14 protein-coding genes are annotated in these 15,188 nt (G+C 65.8%); 7 read left to right on the forward strand and 7 right to left on the reverse strand.

The window, feature by feature from the left end; translation table 11 throughout:
• Nucleotides 1-25 precede the first annotated feature (25 nt).
• Nucleotides 26-1,711: an N-acyl-D-amino-acid deacylase family protein gene (locus ACT6UX_RS04305; RefSeq protein ID WP_444773910.1), complete on the reverse strand. Its 1,686-nt coding sequence runs from the start codon at nucleotides 1,709-1,711 to the stop codon at nucleotides 26-28.
• 109 nt (nucleotides 1,712-1,820) lie between these two features.
• Between ACT6UX_RS04305 and ACT6UX_RS04310 the strand changes: the two genes are divergently transcribed.
• Together ACT6UX_RS04310 and ACT6UX_RS04315 are read left to right on the forward strand one after the other, a co-directional pair.
• On the forward strand, nucleotides 1,821-2,894 hold the full coding sequence (locus ACT6UX_RS04310) for a tartrate dehydrogenase (protein WP_444773911.1): 1,074 nt from the start codon (nucleotides 1,821-1,823) through the stop codon (nucleotides 2,892-2,894).
• Nucleotides 2,895-2,929: 35 nt separating this feature from the next.
• Entirely contained in the window at nucleotides 2,930-3,916 is a 987-nt protein-coding gene (locus tag ACT6UX_RS04315) for a tripartite tricarboxylate transporter substrate-binding protein (protein WP_444773912.1), read from the forward strand.
• Nucleotides 3,917-3,970: 54 nt separating this feature from the next.
• Here ACT6UX_RS04315 and ACT6UX_RS04320 read toward each other — a convergent pair whose 3' ends face one another.
• Nucleotides 3,971-5,017, reverse strand: a complete 1,047-nt coding sequence (locus ACT6UX_RS04320) for an alkaline phosphatase D family protein (RefSeq protein WP_444773913.1) — start codon at nucleotides 5,015-5,017, stop codon at nucleotides 3,971-3,973.
• Nucleotides 5,018-5,062: 45 nt separating this feature from the next.
• On the opposite strand from ACT6UX_RS04320, the gene ACT6UX_RS04325 reads away from it, so the two are divergent.
• A complete protein-coding gene (locus tag ACT6UX_RS04325; RefSeq protein ID WP_444773914.1) occupies nucleotides 5,063-5,572 on the forward strand; it encodes a hypothetical protein in 510 nt (169 codons plus the stop codon).
• Here ACT6UX_RS04325 and ACT6UX_RS04330 read toward each other — a convergent pair.
• Nucleotides 5,569-6,474 (reverse strand): LysR family transcriptional regulator, encoded by a 906-nt coding sequence (locus ACT6UX_RS04330; RefSeq protein WP_444773915.1) that lies wholly within the window; start codon nucleotides 6,472-6,474, stop codon nucleotides 5,569-5,571. The two genes, ACT6UX_RS04325 and ACT6UX_RS04330, sit on opposite strands and share 4 nt — an antisense overlap.
• Nucleotides 6,475-6,576: 102 nt before the next feature.
• On the opposite strand from ACT6UX_RS04330, the gene ACT6UX_RS04335 reads away from it, so the two are divergent.
• The 3 genes from ACT6UX_RS04335 to ACT6UX_RS04345 all read left to right on the forward strand — a co-directional run bounded on the left by ACT6UX_RS04335 (nucleotide 6,577) and on the right by ACT6UX_RS04345 (nucleotide 9,825).
• Complete coding sequence (locus ACT6UX_RS04335; protein ID WP_444773916.1) at nucleotides 6,577-7,932, forward strand: arylsulfatase; 1,356 nt, start codon at nucleotides 6,577-6,579, stop codon at nucleotides 7,930-7,932.
• Nucleotides 7,929-8,891, forward strand: coding sequence for a Bug family tripartite tricarboxylate transporter substrate binding protein (locus tag ACT6UX_RS04340; RefSeq protein WP_444773917.1), 963 nt, complete (start codon nucleotides 7,929-7,931; stop codon nucleotides 8,889-8,891). The genes ACT6UX_RS04335 and ACT6UX_RS04340 overlap by 4 nt, the downstream gene beginning before the upstream one ends.
• Nucleotides 8,892-8,985: 94 nt before the next feature.
• On the forward strand, nucleotides 8,986-9,825 hold the full coding sequence (locus tag ACT6UX_RS04345; RefSeq protein WP_444773918.1) for a TauD/TfdA dioxygenase family protein: 840 nt from the start codon (nucleotides 8,986-8,988) through the stop codon (nucleotides 9,823-9,825).
• A 19-nt stretch (nucleotides 9,826-9,844) separates the two neighbouring features.
• Here the strand turns inward: ACT6UX_RS04345 and ACT6UX_RS04350 are convergent, their stop codons facing one another.
• From ACT6UX_RS04350 to ACT6UX_RS04365, 4 genes are all read right to left on the reverse strand, one after another.
• Nucleotides 9,845-11,038 carry a CaiB/BaiF CoA transferase family protein gene (locus ACT6UX_RS04350; RefSeq protein ID WP_444773919.1) on the reverse strand — a complete coding sequence of 398 codons (1,194 nt, stop codon included), beginning with the start codon at nucleotides 11,036-11,038 and terminating at the stop codon, nucleotides 9,845-9,847.
• Nucleotides 11,035-11,901, reverse strand: coding sequence for a hypothetical protein (locus ACT6UX_RS04355; RefSeq protein ID WP_444773920.1), 867 nt, complete (start codon nucleotides 11,899-11,901; stop codon nucleotides 11,035-11,037). Before ACT6UX_RS04355 ends, ACT6UX_RS04350 begins: the two co-directional genes overlap by 4 nt.
• A 96-nt stretch (nucleotides 11,902-11,997) precedes the next feature.
• Nucleotides 11,998-13,404: a type I glutamate--ammonia ligase gene (gene glnA, locus ACT6UX_RS04360; protein ID WP_444773921.1), complete on the reverse strand. Its 1,407-nt coding sequence runs from the start codon at nucleotides 13,402-13,404 to the stop codon at nucleotides 11,998-12,000.
• Nucleotides 13,405-13,461: 57 nt separating this feature from the next.
• On the reverse strand, nucleotides 13,462-13,800 hold the full coding sequence (locus ACT6UX_RS04365) for a P-II family nitrogen regulator (protein ID WP_324504790.1): 339 nt from the start codon (nucleotides 13,798-13,800) through the stop codon (nucleotides 13,462-13,464).
• Between the two features lie 200 nt (nucleotides 13,801-14,000).
• On the opposite strand from ACT6UX_RS04365, the gene ACT6UX_RS04370 reads away from it, so the two are divergent.
• Complete coding sequence (locus tag ACT6UX_RS04370) at nucleotides 14,001-15,164, forward strand: aminotransferase (protein WP_444773922.1); 1,164 nt, start codon at nucleotides 14,001-14,003, stop codon at nucleotides 15,162-15,164.
• The last annotated feature ends 24 nt before the right edge of the window (nucleotides 15,165-15,188 follow it).

Genomic DNA, 15,188 nt, shown 5'->3' on the forward strand with positions numbered 1-15,188 from the left:
TCTCCCTCTGGTCTTGTTCGTGGCCTCAGGCGGCTCGGCCGTGTCTTAGCAGACGACCGGGCAGCTTGTCGTCGGCCGCGACGGTGTCCTTGTTGTTCCGGCGAATGACCTTGCCGTTGACGACGACGGCATCGATGCCGCTCGCTTCGGAGACGAGACGGTCGGCGCCGGCCGGCAGGTCGTACACGCGCTTGAGCGGGCCGGGATTGACGGTCTTCGGATCGAAGACCACGACATCGGCCGGGCGGCCCTCGGCGAGTACGCCGCGATCGGTGATGCCGAACATCTCTGCCGGGCGCTGCGTGAGATTGTGCACTGCCTCCTCGAGGGAGAAGACCTTGCGCTCGCGCACCCAGTGGCCGAGCAGGTGGGTCGAGTAGCAGGCGTCGCACAACTGGCTCGCATGAGCGCCTGCGTCGGACAGCGCGATGATCGTGTTGGGATCGGTGATCAGCTCGGCCACTTCCTGCTCGTCGAAGTTCATGACGGCCATGCGGAAGCGGGTCTGCAGATCGTCGGCCAGCGAGATGTCGAGCGCGAGGTCCACGGGGTCCTTGCCGAGCTTCGCAGCAGCCACCGCGAGCGGCTGTTCCTCGAGTTCACGATGCGACGGCGACCAGGCGATGACGACGCGGTCCCACCAGTTACGGAACAGCGGCGTGACTTCGCTGCGCAGCTTCTCGCGCCACGCCGGATCGGCGTAGGCGCGGCGGCGGGTGCCGGGCTCCTTCGCTTCGGCTTTCGCCAGCTCATTCATGAACGGCATCACATCGAAGATGAACGGCTCGGCAAAGGTGACCTCGAAGTTGAGCGGCCGGCAGCTCACCTGGGGGATCACCAGGGCGCCGGACTTGCGCTGCTCGGCGGCGAGATCGAGCTGCTTGCGATGCCCGCCCGGTCCGTAGAGGTGGGAGAGCAGCGCGGTCCAGGTGACCGGGATGCCGTACTTGCGGCTGACCTCGGCCATGTGGCGGGTCGAGAAATCGCGGCCGATCGTGATCTGCATCAGGCCGCGTTTCATCTCGCCCATGACAGAGACGAGGGCGTCCATCTCTTCGGGCGTCGCCTGGCGGCTTGGCACCGGCTTGCCGGCATAGCCGTTGTGGCTGACCGAGACGGAGGTGCCGAAGCCGATGGCGCCGGCCTCCATGGCCTCGCGCACGAGCTTCTTCATCGCCCCGACCTCGTCGGGAGTGGCCGCCCGCTCGGTCGATTCCTCGCCCATCACGTAGAGGCGCAGCGGCGTGTGGCCGAACAGGGCCGCCACATTGATCGCCGAGCCGCGCTTCTCCAGCGTGTCGAGATATTGCGGGAATGTCTCGAACGGCCAGGCTGTGCCGAGGCCCGCTTCAAGCGCTTCCAGGCTCATGCCCTCGACCTTTTCGAGGGTCTGCATGATCATCTTGCGATGGATTTCCCGGGTCGGCGCGACGCCGAAGCCGCAATTGCCGATCACCGTGGTGGTGACGCCGTGCCACGGGGAGATAGTGAGCATTCGATCCCACAGAATCTGGGCGTCGTAATGCGTGTGCACGTCGACGAAGCCTGGCGCGACGACCTTGCCTGTTGCATCGATGGTCTGGGTCGCATCGCCATCGGCCTTGCCGAGCGCGACGACCTTGCCGTCCTTGATGCCGACATCGCCAGTGAAGCCTGGCGTGCCGGTGCCGTCGACGATGGTGCCGCCGCTAATCTTGAGGTCGAAGGTCATGGCCACTCCGAGGTAAACGAGTGTTCATATTGGCGCGGGCGTTCCGCAGGGGCAATGCCGCGCTTGCATGGCAAAGGCGCGCTGCTAGGGTCCGCGCGGTTCGGGAGGATTGAAGATGGCTAAGCATAAGATTGCACTAATTCCGGGTGACGGAATCGGTAAGGAAGTCGTGCCGGAAGGCGTAAAGGTTCTGGAGGCCGCGGCGCGGCGCTTCAACTTCGAGCTCGAGTTCACTGATTTCGACTGGTCGTGCGATCGTCTGGTGAAGACCGGCAAGATGATGCCGGACGACGGCATGGAGCAGCTCAAGGCCTTCGAGAGCATCTTTCTCGGTGCGGTGGGCTGGCCGGGCGTGCCCGATCACGTCTCGTTGTGGGGCCTGCTGATCCCGATCCGCCGCGACTTCGACGAGTATGTGAATCTTCGTCCCGTGCGCCTGTTCGAAGGCGTGCCGTCGCCGCTCGCCAATCGCAAGCCCGGCGAGATCGACTTCTGGGTGGTGCGCGAGAATACCGAGGGCGAGTACAGCTCGATCGGCGGCCGCATGTTCCAGGGCACTGACGACGAGATGGCCATTCAGCAGTCGATCTTCACCCGCAAGGGCGTGGACCGCATCCTGAAGTTCGCCTTCGACTTCGCCAGCACGACGAAGAAGAAGCACGTGACCTCGGCCACCAAGTCCAACGGCATCATCCACACCATGCCGTTCTGGGACGAGCGCTTCGCCGAGATGTGCAAGAAGTACCCGAACATCAAGGCGGACCAGTATCACATCGACATCCTGACGGCCCACTTCGTGCGCAACCCGGACTGGTTCGACGTGGTGGTGGGCTCCAACCTGTTCGGCGACATTCTCTCCGACCTCGGCCCGGCGTTGACGGGCTCGATCGGCGTGGCGCCGTCGGGCAACATCAACCCCGAGCGCAAATATCCGTCGATGTTCGAGCCGGTCCACGGTTCGGCCCCCGACATTGCGGGCAAGGGCATCGCCAATCCGATCGGCCAGATCTGGTCGGGCGCCATGATGGTCCGGCACCTGGGTTATCCGGAGGCTGCGGAAGCCATCGAGCGGGCCATTGCGGCTTCGCTGGTCGAAGGCGGACCCCGCACCAAGGACCTGGGCGGCAACGGCGACACCAAGACCGTCGGTGCAGCCATTGCAGAGCTCGTGAAGACGGTGTAGCAGCCGCATCATAGTGATTCTTGGGAGGTAACCCTGTGAAGAGACGCAACCTATTGTCGACCGTTGCCGCCGCCGCCCTGGCGGCCGCACCCCTGGGCGCGATGGCGCAGACGGCCTATCCGACGAAGCCGATCACGGTCATCGTGCCGTTCGCGGCCGGCGGACCGACCGATGCGCTGGCCCGCGTGCTGACCGCCCGCATGGGTGAGGCACTCGGCCAGACGATGATCGTCGAGAATGTCGGCGGCGCCGGCGGCACGATCGGCGTCAACAAGGCGGCGAAGGCGACGCCCGACGGCTACACGATCCTGTTTGCGCACATGGGCACCCTCGCGGTGAACATCGCGCTCTACAAGGCGCTGCCCTACGACAGTCAGAAGGACTTCGAGCCGATCGGGCTCGGCGGCACGAACCCGATGGTGCTGGTCACCAAGAAGGGACTGCAGGCCAAGGACTTCAAGGAGTTCGAGGCCTACGTGAAGGCCAATCAGAAAAAGGCGCAGTACGGCATGGCCGGCATCGGCGCCGCCTCGCACCTCGGCGGCCTGATGCTGAACAGCATGATGAAGGTCGACGTGCTGGAAATTCCCTACAAGGGAACCGGCCCGGCGCTGAACGACCTGGTGAGCGGCCAGTTCGACTACATGGTCGACCAGGCGGTGAACGTGCTGCCGCAGATCAAGGCCGGCACCATCAAGGCGCTGGGCGTCAGCACGCTGAAGCGCCTGCCGCAGCTGCCCGACGTCCCGACGATCGACGAGTCGGGTCTCAAGGGCTACGAGGTCACGATCTGGAACGGCTTCTTCGTGGCCAAGGGCACGCCGAAGGATGCCATCGATAAGCTCAACAAGGCGTTGGTTACCGCCCTCGGCGACGAGAAGGTGCGCACCCGCCTGATCGAGCAGGCGGTCGATCTGCCCGAGCCGAAGGACGCGACGCCCGAGGCGTTGCGGGCCCAGCTCAAGGCCTCGATCGACAAGTGGGTGCCGGCGATCAAGGCGGCCGGCGTCCAGCCGCAGTAACGACTTCGACGATCGTCGATTGGGGGCCGCCCTTAGGGGCGGCCCTTGTCGTTTCTAGGCGATGCCCAGGGCGTCGAAGCCGACATCGACCGCACGCCGCGTGTCACCGCTTTCGTCGCGCAGTGCCAGCAGAATCTTGCGCGCCGGCCAGTCGATCTCGACCACCCCGAAGTTGGCGGCGGCGAAGAGGGGACCGAGGCGGTTGGGGCCAGGCTCCTTGGCGGCCCAATAGACCATGTTGAGACCGCTCGAGGTGACCTCGTACAGCGGATAGAGGGCTTCGGGAGTCTCGCGGTAGAGCGCGCCGATGTGACGGTCGCCGGACAGGAAGACGACTCCCTTGGCGCCGCTCTCTCGAACCGTATCGACGAGCTTCTGCCGCTCCAGCGGCATGTTCCCCCAGCGCTCCCAGCCATGGCCTTCGGCCAGGACCTGCGTGCTCGACACGATCAGGCGCAGCTCGGCCGGTTTGCGCAGTTCCGCCGCCAGCCATGCCCATTGCTCGGCGCCCAGCATCGTCTTTGCCGGATCGGGGTCGGGCAGGTAGCGCTGCTTGCCCGGCGCACCGCGCTTGTCGGTGATCTTCAGCGGCGAGCGGAACCACCGTACGTCGAGCAGGATGACCTGCACCCGCTTTCCCGCCGGACCGATGATCCGCGAATCGTAGATGCCGCCGCGCGTGCGGCGGACGTCTCCCGCCGGCACCTTCCAGAAATCGAAGAAGAGGTCCTTGGCGAGCGCCTTGTGGGCGAACGCCGCGCCACCGTCGTTGACGCCGTAATCGTGGTCGTCCCAGACGGCGAGGTGCGGCACCGTCTCGCGCAGCTTCGCGTATCCTTCGATGTGCTTCGCTTCCTCGTAGGCCCGCCTCAGATCGGCTGCATCCGGCGAATGGAAGTCGCCATAGACGTTGTCGCCGGCGAAGATGAAGAGGTCCGGCCGGTAGGCGAGGATGGGCTCCCAGATCGGCTGAGGCAGGGTCTGCTTCGCGCACGAGCCGAAGGCGACACGCGACAGGGGCTTTCCGGATTGCGCCAGGGAGGCAGCGGGGGCCAGCGAGGCGGCGCCTACAAGTCGGGCGAACGTGCGGCGGGTGAACATGGTAAACACCATAATGACATTTTGTGTGGATTGGATGGCGGCAGCATGAAGCGCCATTTGAAGCGTGCCCTGGAACTGCTCCTGATGCCGCTGGCTGCGGCGATCGTCTTCTTCGAAGACGTATTGCTGCACTATCTGGGCGTTGCCATGGCAGCCTTTGCCAAGTGGCCGCCGGTCGCCCGGCTGGAGGCCTGGTTTGCGCGCCTGCCACCCTGGGGGGCCCTGATCGCCTTCGTCGCACCCTCGGCGCTGGTACTGCCGATCAAGCTGGCTGCCTTCGGCTTCGCCCTGCACGGAAAGTTCGCCCTGGCGACGGCCAGCATCTTGGTCGGCAAGATGCTGGCGACCGCTCTGGTCGCGCGCCTCTACAAGATTCTGCGGCCGACCCTGGTCACGATGCCTTGGTTCCTCGCTTCCGAGACTTGGGTCTTCAGATGGCGCGACAGGCTCTATGCCTTCGTGCAGTCCCTGCCGCTCTGGCAGAAAGCGAAGGCCATGGTGCAGCGTCTGCGCCGCTGGTTGTCGGATCTGATGGCCGGCCTGCTGGCGCGCTAAGCCGGCGCGAGGCGGGCGCCGGCTTCCCTGGCCGAGCGGCGCAGGGACTCCAGAAATTGTTCGACCGACCGCGATGGCGGGATCAGCGCCGGCAGCAGCACGCCGACGTGAAACAGGGTTCGGGGACGCCAGGGCACCAGGACGAGTCGACCCGCGCCAAGGCTGGCCGGCGTGAGCGAATCGGCGATCGCGACGCCGGCACTCTGAGCGACGAGACGGCAGGCGAATTCGAGCGAGTCGACGACAATTTTCGGCCGGATGGGAACGCCTTCGGCTGCGAACATGGTCTCGACGTCGTCGCGCAACTGCGTCCCCGTGCCGAGCACGATCAGGGTCTCGGCGGCAAGATCGCGCGCGCCGAGCGCCTTGCGCCGGGCGAGGGGATGCCCGGCCGGCAGGACGACCACCGCGGGCAGGCTCAGCAGCGGTTGGGCCTCGATGCCGGGATTGTCGAGCGGCAGGGCGCCGATTCCGAGGTCGAAGGATTGGTTGGCGACGGCCAGTTCGAGTTCGCGTCGATGGATGATCGCGACGTCGACTTCGACCTCGGGATGATGGCGATGGAAGTCGGCAACGGCTGGCGCCAGCAGGCTGGTGGCGAAGCGCGGCATGCTCACGATGCGGAGACGGACGCGCGTGCCGCCCGCCACGCGCTGGGCGACGCGGGGCAGGTCGTCGATCGCCACCAGGACGCGCCGGACCTCGGCGAAGAAGGCGGTGCCTTCGGTCGTCGGGACGAGGCGCATGCGGTCGCGATGGAAGAGCCGCAACCCAGTGCCGTGTTCGAGCCCCGCAAGCAGGCGGCTCGCGGCGGACTGGCTCATGTTCAGGGACTGGGCGGCGGCACCGAGGCTTCCCAGTTCCATGATGCGCAGGAAGAGCCGGAGCGCCTGCAGTTTCACCTGACACCTCTTGCGGGAATCGCAACAAGCGGTCCGCTATTTGCATTTTAAACATGATCGGGCGCCTGTCACTCTTTGCGAACCCACAGAGGAGCGTGACCCGTGACCGTTCGCCCGCCCAACATCCTGCTGATCCTCGCCGACAATCTGGGATGGGGGGAACTCGGCTGCTACGGCGGCGGCGTGCTGCGTGGCGCCCCGACGCCGAGGATCGACGCGCTCGCGGAACAGGGTCTGACCTGCCTCAACTTCAACGTCGAGAGCGACTGCGTGCCGACCCGATCGGCGCTGATGACCGGCCGCCATCCGATCCGTACCGGCGCGATGCAGTCGGTGCCGGCCGGACTCCCACAGGGGCTGATCCCCTGGGAGATCACGATGGGCGAGGTGCTGCAGGGCGCCGGCTACGCGACGGCCTGCTTCGGCAAATGGCATCTGGGCGATCGGGAAGGGCGCCTGCCCAAGGATCGCGGCTTCGACGAATGGTATGGCATTCCACGCACCTCGAACGAAGCCATGTTCACGGCGGCGCCGGGCTTCGACCCGACGATCGTGCCGATGCCCTACGTGATGGAGGGCGTGAAAGGCGAACCGGCGCGCGACCTCGCGGTCTACGATCTCGAACAGCGTCGCCTGATCGACGGCGAGATCACCCGCCGGACGATCGACTTCATGGAGCGGCAGTCCACCGCTCGGCGCCCGTTCTTCGCCTACGTGCCGCTGACGCAACTCCACTTCCCGACCCTGCCGCATCCGGACTTCGCCGGTCGCACAGGCGCCGGCGACTTCGCCGATGCGATGGCCGAGATGGACCATCGCGTGGGCGAGATGCTGGACGCGATCGATCGGCTCGGCCTGGGCGAGGACACGCTGGTGCTGTTCGGCAGCGACAACGGACCGGAGTTCCGGCGGCCCTGGCGCGGCACCGCTGGTCCCTGGCGCGGCACCTATCACACGGCCATGGAGGGCGGGCTTCGCGTCCCGTTCATCCTGCGCTGGCCGGGCCGGATCGCGCCGCGTCGCACGACCGACGTGCTGCACATCACCGACCTCTATCCCACCCTGGCCAAAGTCGCCGGCGCCAGCCTGCCCGAGGACCGGCCGATCGACGGCATCGACCAGCTCGGCTTCTTCCTGGGCGAGCGGGACAAGTCGGCACGCGATGGTTTTCCCTATTACATCAAGACCGAGCTGCGGGCCGTGAAATGGCGCGACTGGAAGATGCATCTTATGTGGGAGGTCGAGCCCAACGAAGGGCCGATCAAGCTGGAGACGCCGTACCTGTTCAATCTCGTGAAGGATCCGAAGGAGGAGACCGACGCGAACATGGAGGAGGGCTGGGTGCGCGGCCCGATCCGCCGTCTGATCGAATCCTTCCAGGAGAGCCTCAAGGCCCATCCGCCGATTCCGCCGGGGGCGCCGGACGGGTTCGTGCCGGGCGGGAAGGCCGGAGCATGAGCCGCGCGCTCCTGCCGCTTCTCGCGGGCTGCCTCGCGCTGTCGGCCTTCGCGGCCGCGGCACAGGACTGGCCCAGCAAGCCCATCCGCATCGTCGTACCGTTTCCCTCGGGCGGGACCACCGACACGGCAGTCCGGCCGTTGGCGGAACGCTTGTCGCAGCAACTCGGCGTGTCGGTGGTCGTCGAGAACAAGCCCGGCGCGGCCGGCCGCATCGGCTACGATTTTGCGGCCAAGGCTGCCCCGGACGGCTATACGCTGCTGGCGGGCACCGACAGTCTCGGCCTGCAGCCCCATCTCGATCCGCCGCCCAATTACGATCCCATCCGCGACTTCGCGCCGATCGCCCAGCTCTCGTCGCAGCCTCTGGTGATCGCCGTGCATCCCTCGCTCGGCGTCACCACGCTGCAGCAGCTCGTCGAGCTCGGTCGCACGAAGCAGGAGCCGATCGGCTATGCCACGTCGGGCATCGGCTCCTCGCAGAATTTCGCCGGTGAATGGTTCGCCCGCGTCTCCGGTCTCAAGATGCTGCACGTGCCGTATCGCGGCGGCGGCCAGGCGGTGAACGATCTCCTGGCCGGTCAGGTCCAGCTCGCGGTCCTCGGCATCGCGCCCCTGATCCCCTACCAGAAGGCCGGCCGGATTCGCATCCTGGCCGTGACCACCGCCGAGAGATCGCCGGCACTGCCCGACGTGCCCACCTTGAAGGAGCTGGGCTACGACGTCGTCGTCGACCAGTGGATGGCGCTTCTGGCACCGGCGAAGGTGCCGCCTGCCATCCTCGATCGGCTCAATGCCGAAACGAACACTGCGCTGCGCGATCCGCGGCTGCGGGAAATCTATGCGGGGGTGGCGATGCGGCCCGTCGGTGGCACCGCCCAGGACCTCGGCGCGTTGCTCCGGAGCGACTATCGCCGGTTCGGTACCCTGACCAAGGAACTCGGTTTCAAGGCCGAGTAGGGCGCCTTCCGCTCTCCGGCTCTTGCCTTTGTGCGGCCGCCCGCTCTTGCGTTAGGCTCATCCGACGCAGTGAACCGACGGGAGCCGCAGGACCATGCCGGAAGTCGTTCCCAACGAAGCCGCCCTGGGCGCGCGGATCGAGGGACTGGATCGCACCACGGCGAACCAGCCCGCCGTGGCCGCGATGTTGAACCAGGCGCTCGCCGAGCACCTGCTGGTCGTGATCCCGGGCGATCCGATGACGCCGGAACAGACGCGCGAATTGTCCAAGGCCTTCGGTGCGCCGCAGAAGCAGCTGCTGCGCTACAAGCGCAGCGGCGCCGTGCCCGACGTGTCGGTCATGGTGAGCACCCTGATGGCCGACGGCACCACCGACAAGACCGCCATCCGCGCCGAGGACTGGCACACCGACGATTCCTATTTTGCGGTGCCTGCCAAGGCGACCCTGCTGCACGGCATCGAGATCCCGAGCAAAGGTGGCGCCACCTGGTTCTGCAACATGCACTCGGTCTATGAGGCGCTGCCCGAAGCCACGAAGAAGCGGATCGACGGCCGGCGCGCCATTCACGGCTACGACACGCCGCGCGCCCGCAACCGGCCGTCGCCGCGCACGCCGGAGGAAATCGCCGAGACACCGGACGTCGAGCATCCGCTGGTCCGCACCCATCCCGTCACCGGCCGCAAGGCGCTCTACCTGAACCCCAACCGGCTCGACCGCATCGTCGGGCTGGAGCGGGAAGAGAGCGACGCGCTGCTCGACGAGCTGGCCGACGAGGCGCGCAAGCCGCAGCACCATTTCGGCCATGTCTGGACGAAAGGCGACATCGTCGTCTGGGACAATCGCGCCACCATGCACCGAGTGGTGATCGACTATCCGATGGGCGAGAGCCGCATCATGCACCGCGTCCTGATCGAGGGCGACCGGCCTTACTGAGGGCGGGCGGCGCGTGGCGTCAGCGCACCGCGCCCGACGTCCGCATCGTCTCGATCTCGGCTTCGCCGTATCCGGCCTCGGCGAGAATCTCGGCGGTATGCTCGCCGAGCCTGGGCGCATGCGTTTCGGCTGCTCGCTCGCCGCCCGAGAACTTGTTGGCGCGGCGCGAACGGCGGATGCGGCCTTCGCTGGGATGGTCCTCGGGCTGGAAGAAACCCACGTCGCCGAGATGCGGGTCGGTGAGCAGGTCGTCGATCGTGTTGTAGCGCGCCGCCGGCACATCGAGCCGGTCGAAGATTTCCAGCCATTCCGCCGTCGTCTTCTGGGCGAGGCCGGTCTTGCGAACCTCGAAATAGGCGGCGGCATTGTTGGTGCGGGCGAAGGCGCTGTCGAAGCGCGGGTCGGTCTTCAGTTCGGGCCGGCCGATGGCGTCGAAGAAGGCGAAGGCCTGCTGGTTGGTGTTGGGCCCGACGGTGATGTAGCCGTCCCTGGTGGGCAGCGGTCGATAGTCGGGGCTCAGCAGCCTTCCGTCGCCGCTGGGACCGATCGGCGGATCGAAGGTCGCGGCGCCGAGATGCTCGCTCGACACGAACGAGGCCATGTTCTCGAGCATCGGAACGTCGATCGCCTCGCCGACGCCGGTCTTCTCGCGCCGGTAGAGGGCGAAGCCGATGCACTGGGCGGCGATCAGGCCCGTGGTGTGGTCGCTCATCACCATGGGCACGAAGCGCGGCTCACCGGTGGCGCGCTCCAGGGTGCCGGCGACGCCGGACAGGCTCTGCACGATGGGGTCGTAGGCAGGGCGGTTGTAGTAGCGGCCGCCGCGCCCGAAGGCCAGGATCGAGCAGTGGATCAGCTTCGGGTTCTTCTTCGCGAGGCTCGCATGATCGAGCCCGGCGCGGGTGAGGGCCTCTGGCCGGACGTTGCTCACGAACACGTCGGCCTTTTCGATCAGGCGATGGAGCGCGGCGAGCCCGTCCGGCTGCTTGATGTCGAGCACGATCGAGCGCTTGTTGCGGTTGAAGTTGATGAACTTGCCCGACATGCCGGGATTGCGGCTGCCTTGCGCCATGGTGCGCAGCAGGTCGCCGCCCGGCGCCTCGACCTTGATGACCTCGGCGCCGTAGTCGGCGAGGGTGCGCGTGCAGATCGGCCCGACGACCACCGTCGTCAGGTCGACCACCTTCACGCCGGAGAGCGGACCACCGCTCACGCCGCGAACTCCAGGTCCATCTCGCCGCACAGCACGCCGTTCTTGTCGGCGGCCCACAGCTTCAGCTTGCCGTCCTTCTGTTCCTCGCCGCGCACCTCGATCAGGTCGCCGACCCAGAGCGGATGGACGAGGCGGGCGCTGTAGCCCTTCAGCTCGCCTTTGGCATGCTTCAGCGCGGCGTCGACCATCAGATGCATCGACAGGCCGCCGTTGGACACGATGGCGGGATAGCCTTCCTCGCTGCGCGTGTAGTCGCCGTCATAGTGGATGCGGTGGGCGTTCCAGGTGATGCCGCCGTAGCGGAAATTGAGCGTGTTGGTGAGCGACGTCGTCTCGGTCCAGGCGTGGCCGGTGCGTGCCGGGGTGGCGACCGTGGCGGTGGTCTTCTGGCCCGGCGGCACGGCCGGGCGATAGATGGCGTCGAACGTGTCGGAAGCGATGGCCCGGCCGGCCTGTTCGATCGTGTGGCGCATCGTCAGCACGAAGATGTCGCCCGAGCGGCCGGTCTTGGGGACGATGTTCGCGACCTCGGCCTTCTTCAGCGCCGGCTCGCCGGCCTTGAGGCGCCCCATGATCTCGACCCGGCGCCCGGCGCCCATGCGGCGCGGCATCGGGATCGGCGGCAGGACGATGCCCTTGTTGGGATGGCCGTCGGGACCGAGCTCGCCCTGGCGGACGGTCTCGGCGAAGAAGACGGTGAACCAGTGCGGCGGCAGCTCCTGGCCGCGCTTGATGCTGTCGGGATCGACGTCGAAGGTCGCGGCGACGCGGCGGACGGCCATCATGCCGATATCGTCCTCGACCGTGCGCACCCGCCCGATCCAGGGCCGCAGGGTCTCCATCGCTTCGTCCATCCAGCCCATGTCGAACTTCCCTCGAAGGTTTTGCGGCGCGCATCCTCCAACAAAAGAAGGGCCCGCAACAGCGGGCCCTTCCATGATCCGAAAGATCGGAAAAGATCAGATCGAGTAGTACATCTTGTACTCGATCGGGGCCGGCTGGTGTTCCCAGTTGTAGACCTCTTCCCACTTGAGCTCCATGTAGGCGTCGATCTGGTCGTCGGTGAACACGCCGCCCTGGGTGAGGAACGAGCGGTCGGCGTCGAGCGAGTTGAGGGCCTCGCGCAGCGAGCCGGCGACGGTCGGAACCTTGGAGAGTTCTTCCGGCGGCAGGTCGTACAGGTTCTTGTCCATCGGGTCGCCCGGATGGATCTTGTTCTTGATGCCGTCGAGGCCGGCCATCAGCATCGCCGCAAAGGCGAGGTAGGGGTTGGCCGACGGATCGGGGAAGCGGACCTCGACGCGCTTGCCCTTGGGCGAGGACGCGTAGGGGATGCGGCACGAGGCCGAGCGGTTGCGCGACGAGTAGGCCAGCAGCACCGGCGCCTCGAAGCCCGGGATCACGCGCTTGTAGGAGTTGGTGCTGGCGTTGGTGAAGGCGTTCAGCGCCTTGGCGTGCTTGATGATGCCGCCGATGTAGTACAGCGCCGTCTCCGACAGGTCGGCATAGCCCGAACCGGCGAACAGCGGCTTGCCGTCCTTCCAGATCGACTGATGGCAGTGCATGCCCGAGCCATTGTCGCCATAGAGCGGCTTCGGCATGAAGGTCAGCGACTTGCCGTAGCTGTGGGCGACGTTGTGCAGCGAGTACTTGTACTTCTGCACGTTGTCGGCGGTTTTCACGAGCGTGTCGAACTTGAAGCCGAGTTCGTTCTGCGCCGGGGCAACCTCGTGATGGTGGATTTCCATGACCAGGCCCATGTCGGTGCAGACCGACATCATCTCGGCACGCAGGTCGTTGTGCGTGTCGACCGGCTGGACCGGGAAGTAGCCGCCCTTGACGCCCGGACGATGGGCCAGGTTGCCGCCTTCGACGGCAACGCCGGTGTTCCACGGCGATTCGTTGGAGGAGATGCTGTAGAAGCTGCCCTGCATCTGCACGTCGTAACGGACGTCGTCGAACACGAAGAATTCAAGCTCGGGGCCGAACACGGCGGTGTCGCCGATGCCGGACGACTTCATGAAGGCTTCGGCGCGCTTGGCCGTCGAGCGCGGGCAGCGGGCGTAGAGCTGGCCCGTCGAGGGCTCGACGACGTCGCAGCTCACGATCAGCGTGGTCTGTGCCGAGAAGGGATCGAGCACGGCGGTGGACGTATCCGGCATCAGGATCATGTCGGACTCGTTGATCGCCTTCCAGCCGGCGATCGAGGAACCGTCGAACATCACGCCGTCCTCGAAGGTGCCTTCGTCGGTGGCGGACGCCATGCGGGCCGTGTGCTGCCACTTGCCGCGAGGATCGGTGAAGCGGAAGTCAACGAACTTGACGTCCTTTTCCTTGATCAGCGCGAGAACCTGTTTGGCATCCATAGTCGGTCGTCCCTCTACTTGTGGTTTACTGCTTTCAGCCCCCAAAAGGCCGGGTCCTCATACGGCGGCGTCACCACGCTCACCAGTACGAATTCGAATCGCGTCGTCGATGCTCGACACGAAGATCTTGCCGTCGCCGATGCGACCGGTATGGGCGGAGGCGCGGATCGCTTCGACCGCCTTTTCCACCATCTCGTCCTCGATGATGAGTTCCAGCTTCACCTTCGGCAGGAAGTCGACGACATACTCTGCGCCACGATAAAGCTCGGTATGGCCTTTCTGGCGGCCGAAGCCCTTGGCCTCGAGAACCGTGATGCCTTTCAGACCGATCTGGTTGAGGGCATCCTTCACCTCGTCCAGCTTGAAGGGCTTGATGATCGCTTCGATCTTCTTCATTTGGCTTGAGACACTCCGCACGAAGGCACCGGGCCCCTCCGATCAGAAGAGCCCGTATGAGGATAGGGAAGCACATTTCATGCCAGAATTTTCCACAGGACTCTGCGGGAAATCTGGCTTCAGTCTGTCTGTTTTGAGGGCGGACTGATTAAAAGACAATCAAAATACAGCGCAAAAATTAGACACCAAGAGAAGCTCCCATGAAATCCGCAAACTCCACCATGGCCGGGCTCGGCACGACGGTCTTCGAAGTCATGTCGGCGCTGGCCCGCGAGCACCAGTCGGTGAATCTCGGGCAGGGCTTTCCCGACGACAAGGGGCCGGAGGAGGTGAGGGCGGCCGCGGCGGACTATCTCCTGAATGGGCACAACCAGTATCCGCCGATGATGGGCATCCCCGAACTGCGCCAAGCGGTCGCCGAGCATGCCGGGCGTTTCCAGGGTCTCGACATCGACTGGCAGGCTGAAGTGCTCGTTACATCCGGGGCGACCGAGGCGCTGGGCGACTGCCTGTTCGGCCTGATCGAGCCGGGCGACGAGGTCGTGCTGATCGAGCCACTCTACGATTCCTATCTGCCGATCGTACGGCGGGCGGGCGGAGTGCCCAAGCTGGTCCGCCTGGAGCCCCCGACCTGGCGCCTGCCGCGGGAGGAGCTGGCGGCCGCGTTCGGACCGAAAACCAAGCTGATCCTGTTCAATACGCCGATGAATCCCTGCTCAAAGGTATTCGACCGCGAGGAGCTGGAGTTCATCGCCGGTCTCTGCCTCGAGCACGACGTCTACGCGATCTGCGACGAGGTGTACGAGCACATCATCTTCGACGATCGGCGCCACATCTCGCTGATGACCCTGCCGGGCATGCGCGACCGCACGGTCCGGATCGGCTCCGCGGGCAAGAGCTTCAGCCTGACCGGCTGGAAGGTCGGCTACATCACGGCGGCGCCCGAGCTGATGAAGGCGATCGCCCGGACCCACCAGTTCATGACCTTCACGACGCCTCCCAACCTGCAATGGGGCGCGGCGACCGGTTTACGTCTGGACGATCGCTATTTCTCGACACTCGCCGCCGACATGCAACGCAAGCGAGACCATCTGGCCGGGGCCCTGGCGGAGATCGGGTTCGAGGTCCTGCCATCGCACGGCACCTATTTCGTGACGACCGACTTCCGGCCGCTGGGCTTCAACGGAACCGACGAGGATTTCTGCCGGCACATCACGGTCGAGGCCGGGGTGACCGCGGTGCCAGTCAGCGCCTTCTATCAATCTGAAGCTGCGCCAAGGCATTTCGCGCGCTTCTGCTTCTGCAAGAACGACAGCACGCTCGAGAGCGCAATATCTCGACTGGCGAAATATTTCGGGCGCTAATCATCTGGTATTTGCATTGATCCG

It is taken from the genome of Reyranella sp. (assembly GCF_052439685.1).
In the GTDB taxonomy this organism is placed as follows: domain Bacteria; phylum Pseudomonadota; class Alphaproteobacteria; order Reyranellales; family Reyranellaceae; genus Reyranella.

Excerpts from the sequence above, each read along its gene's own strand:
- ACT6UX_RS04365 (WP_324504790.1), bottom strand. The coding sequence starts at position 13,800 with ATGAAGAAGATCGAAGCGATCATCAAGCCCTTCAAGCTGGACGAGGTG.
- ACT6UX_RS04305 (WP_444773910.1), bottom strand. The coding sequence starts at position 1,711 with ATGACCTTCGACCTCAAGATTAGCGGCGGCACCATCGTCGACGGCACC.
- ACT6UX_RS04320 (WP_444773913.1), bottom strand. The coding sequence starts at position 5,017 with ATGTTCACCCGCCGCACGTTCGCCCGACTTGTAGGCGCCGCCTCGCTG.
- ACT6UX_RS04325 (WP_444773914.1), top strand. The coding sequence starts at position 5,063 with ATGAAGCGCCATTTGAAGCGTGCCCTGGAACTGCTCCTGATGCCGCTG.
- ACT6UX_RS04345 (WP_444773918.1), top strand. The coding sequence starts at position 8,986 with ATGCCGGAAGTCGTTCCCAACGAAGCCGCCCTGGGCGCGCGGATCGAG.
- ACT6UX_RS04355 (WP_444773920.1), bottom strand. The coding sequence starts at position 11,901 with ATGGGCTGGATGGACGAAGCGATGGAGACCCTGCGGCCCTGGATCGGG.
- glnA (WP_444773921.1), bottom strand. The coding sequence starts at position 13,404 with ATGGATGCCAAACAGGTTCTCGCGCTGATCAAGGAAAAGGACGTCAAG.
- ACT6UX_RS04370 (WP_444773922.1), top strand. The coding sequence starts at position 14,001 with ATGAAATCCGCAAACTCCACCATGGCCGGGCTCGGCACGACGGTCTTC.
- ACT6UX_RS04340 (WP_444773917.1), top strand. The coding sequence starts at position 7,929 with ATGAGCCGCGCGCTCCTGCCGCTTCTCGCGGGCTGCCTCGCGCTGTCG.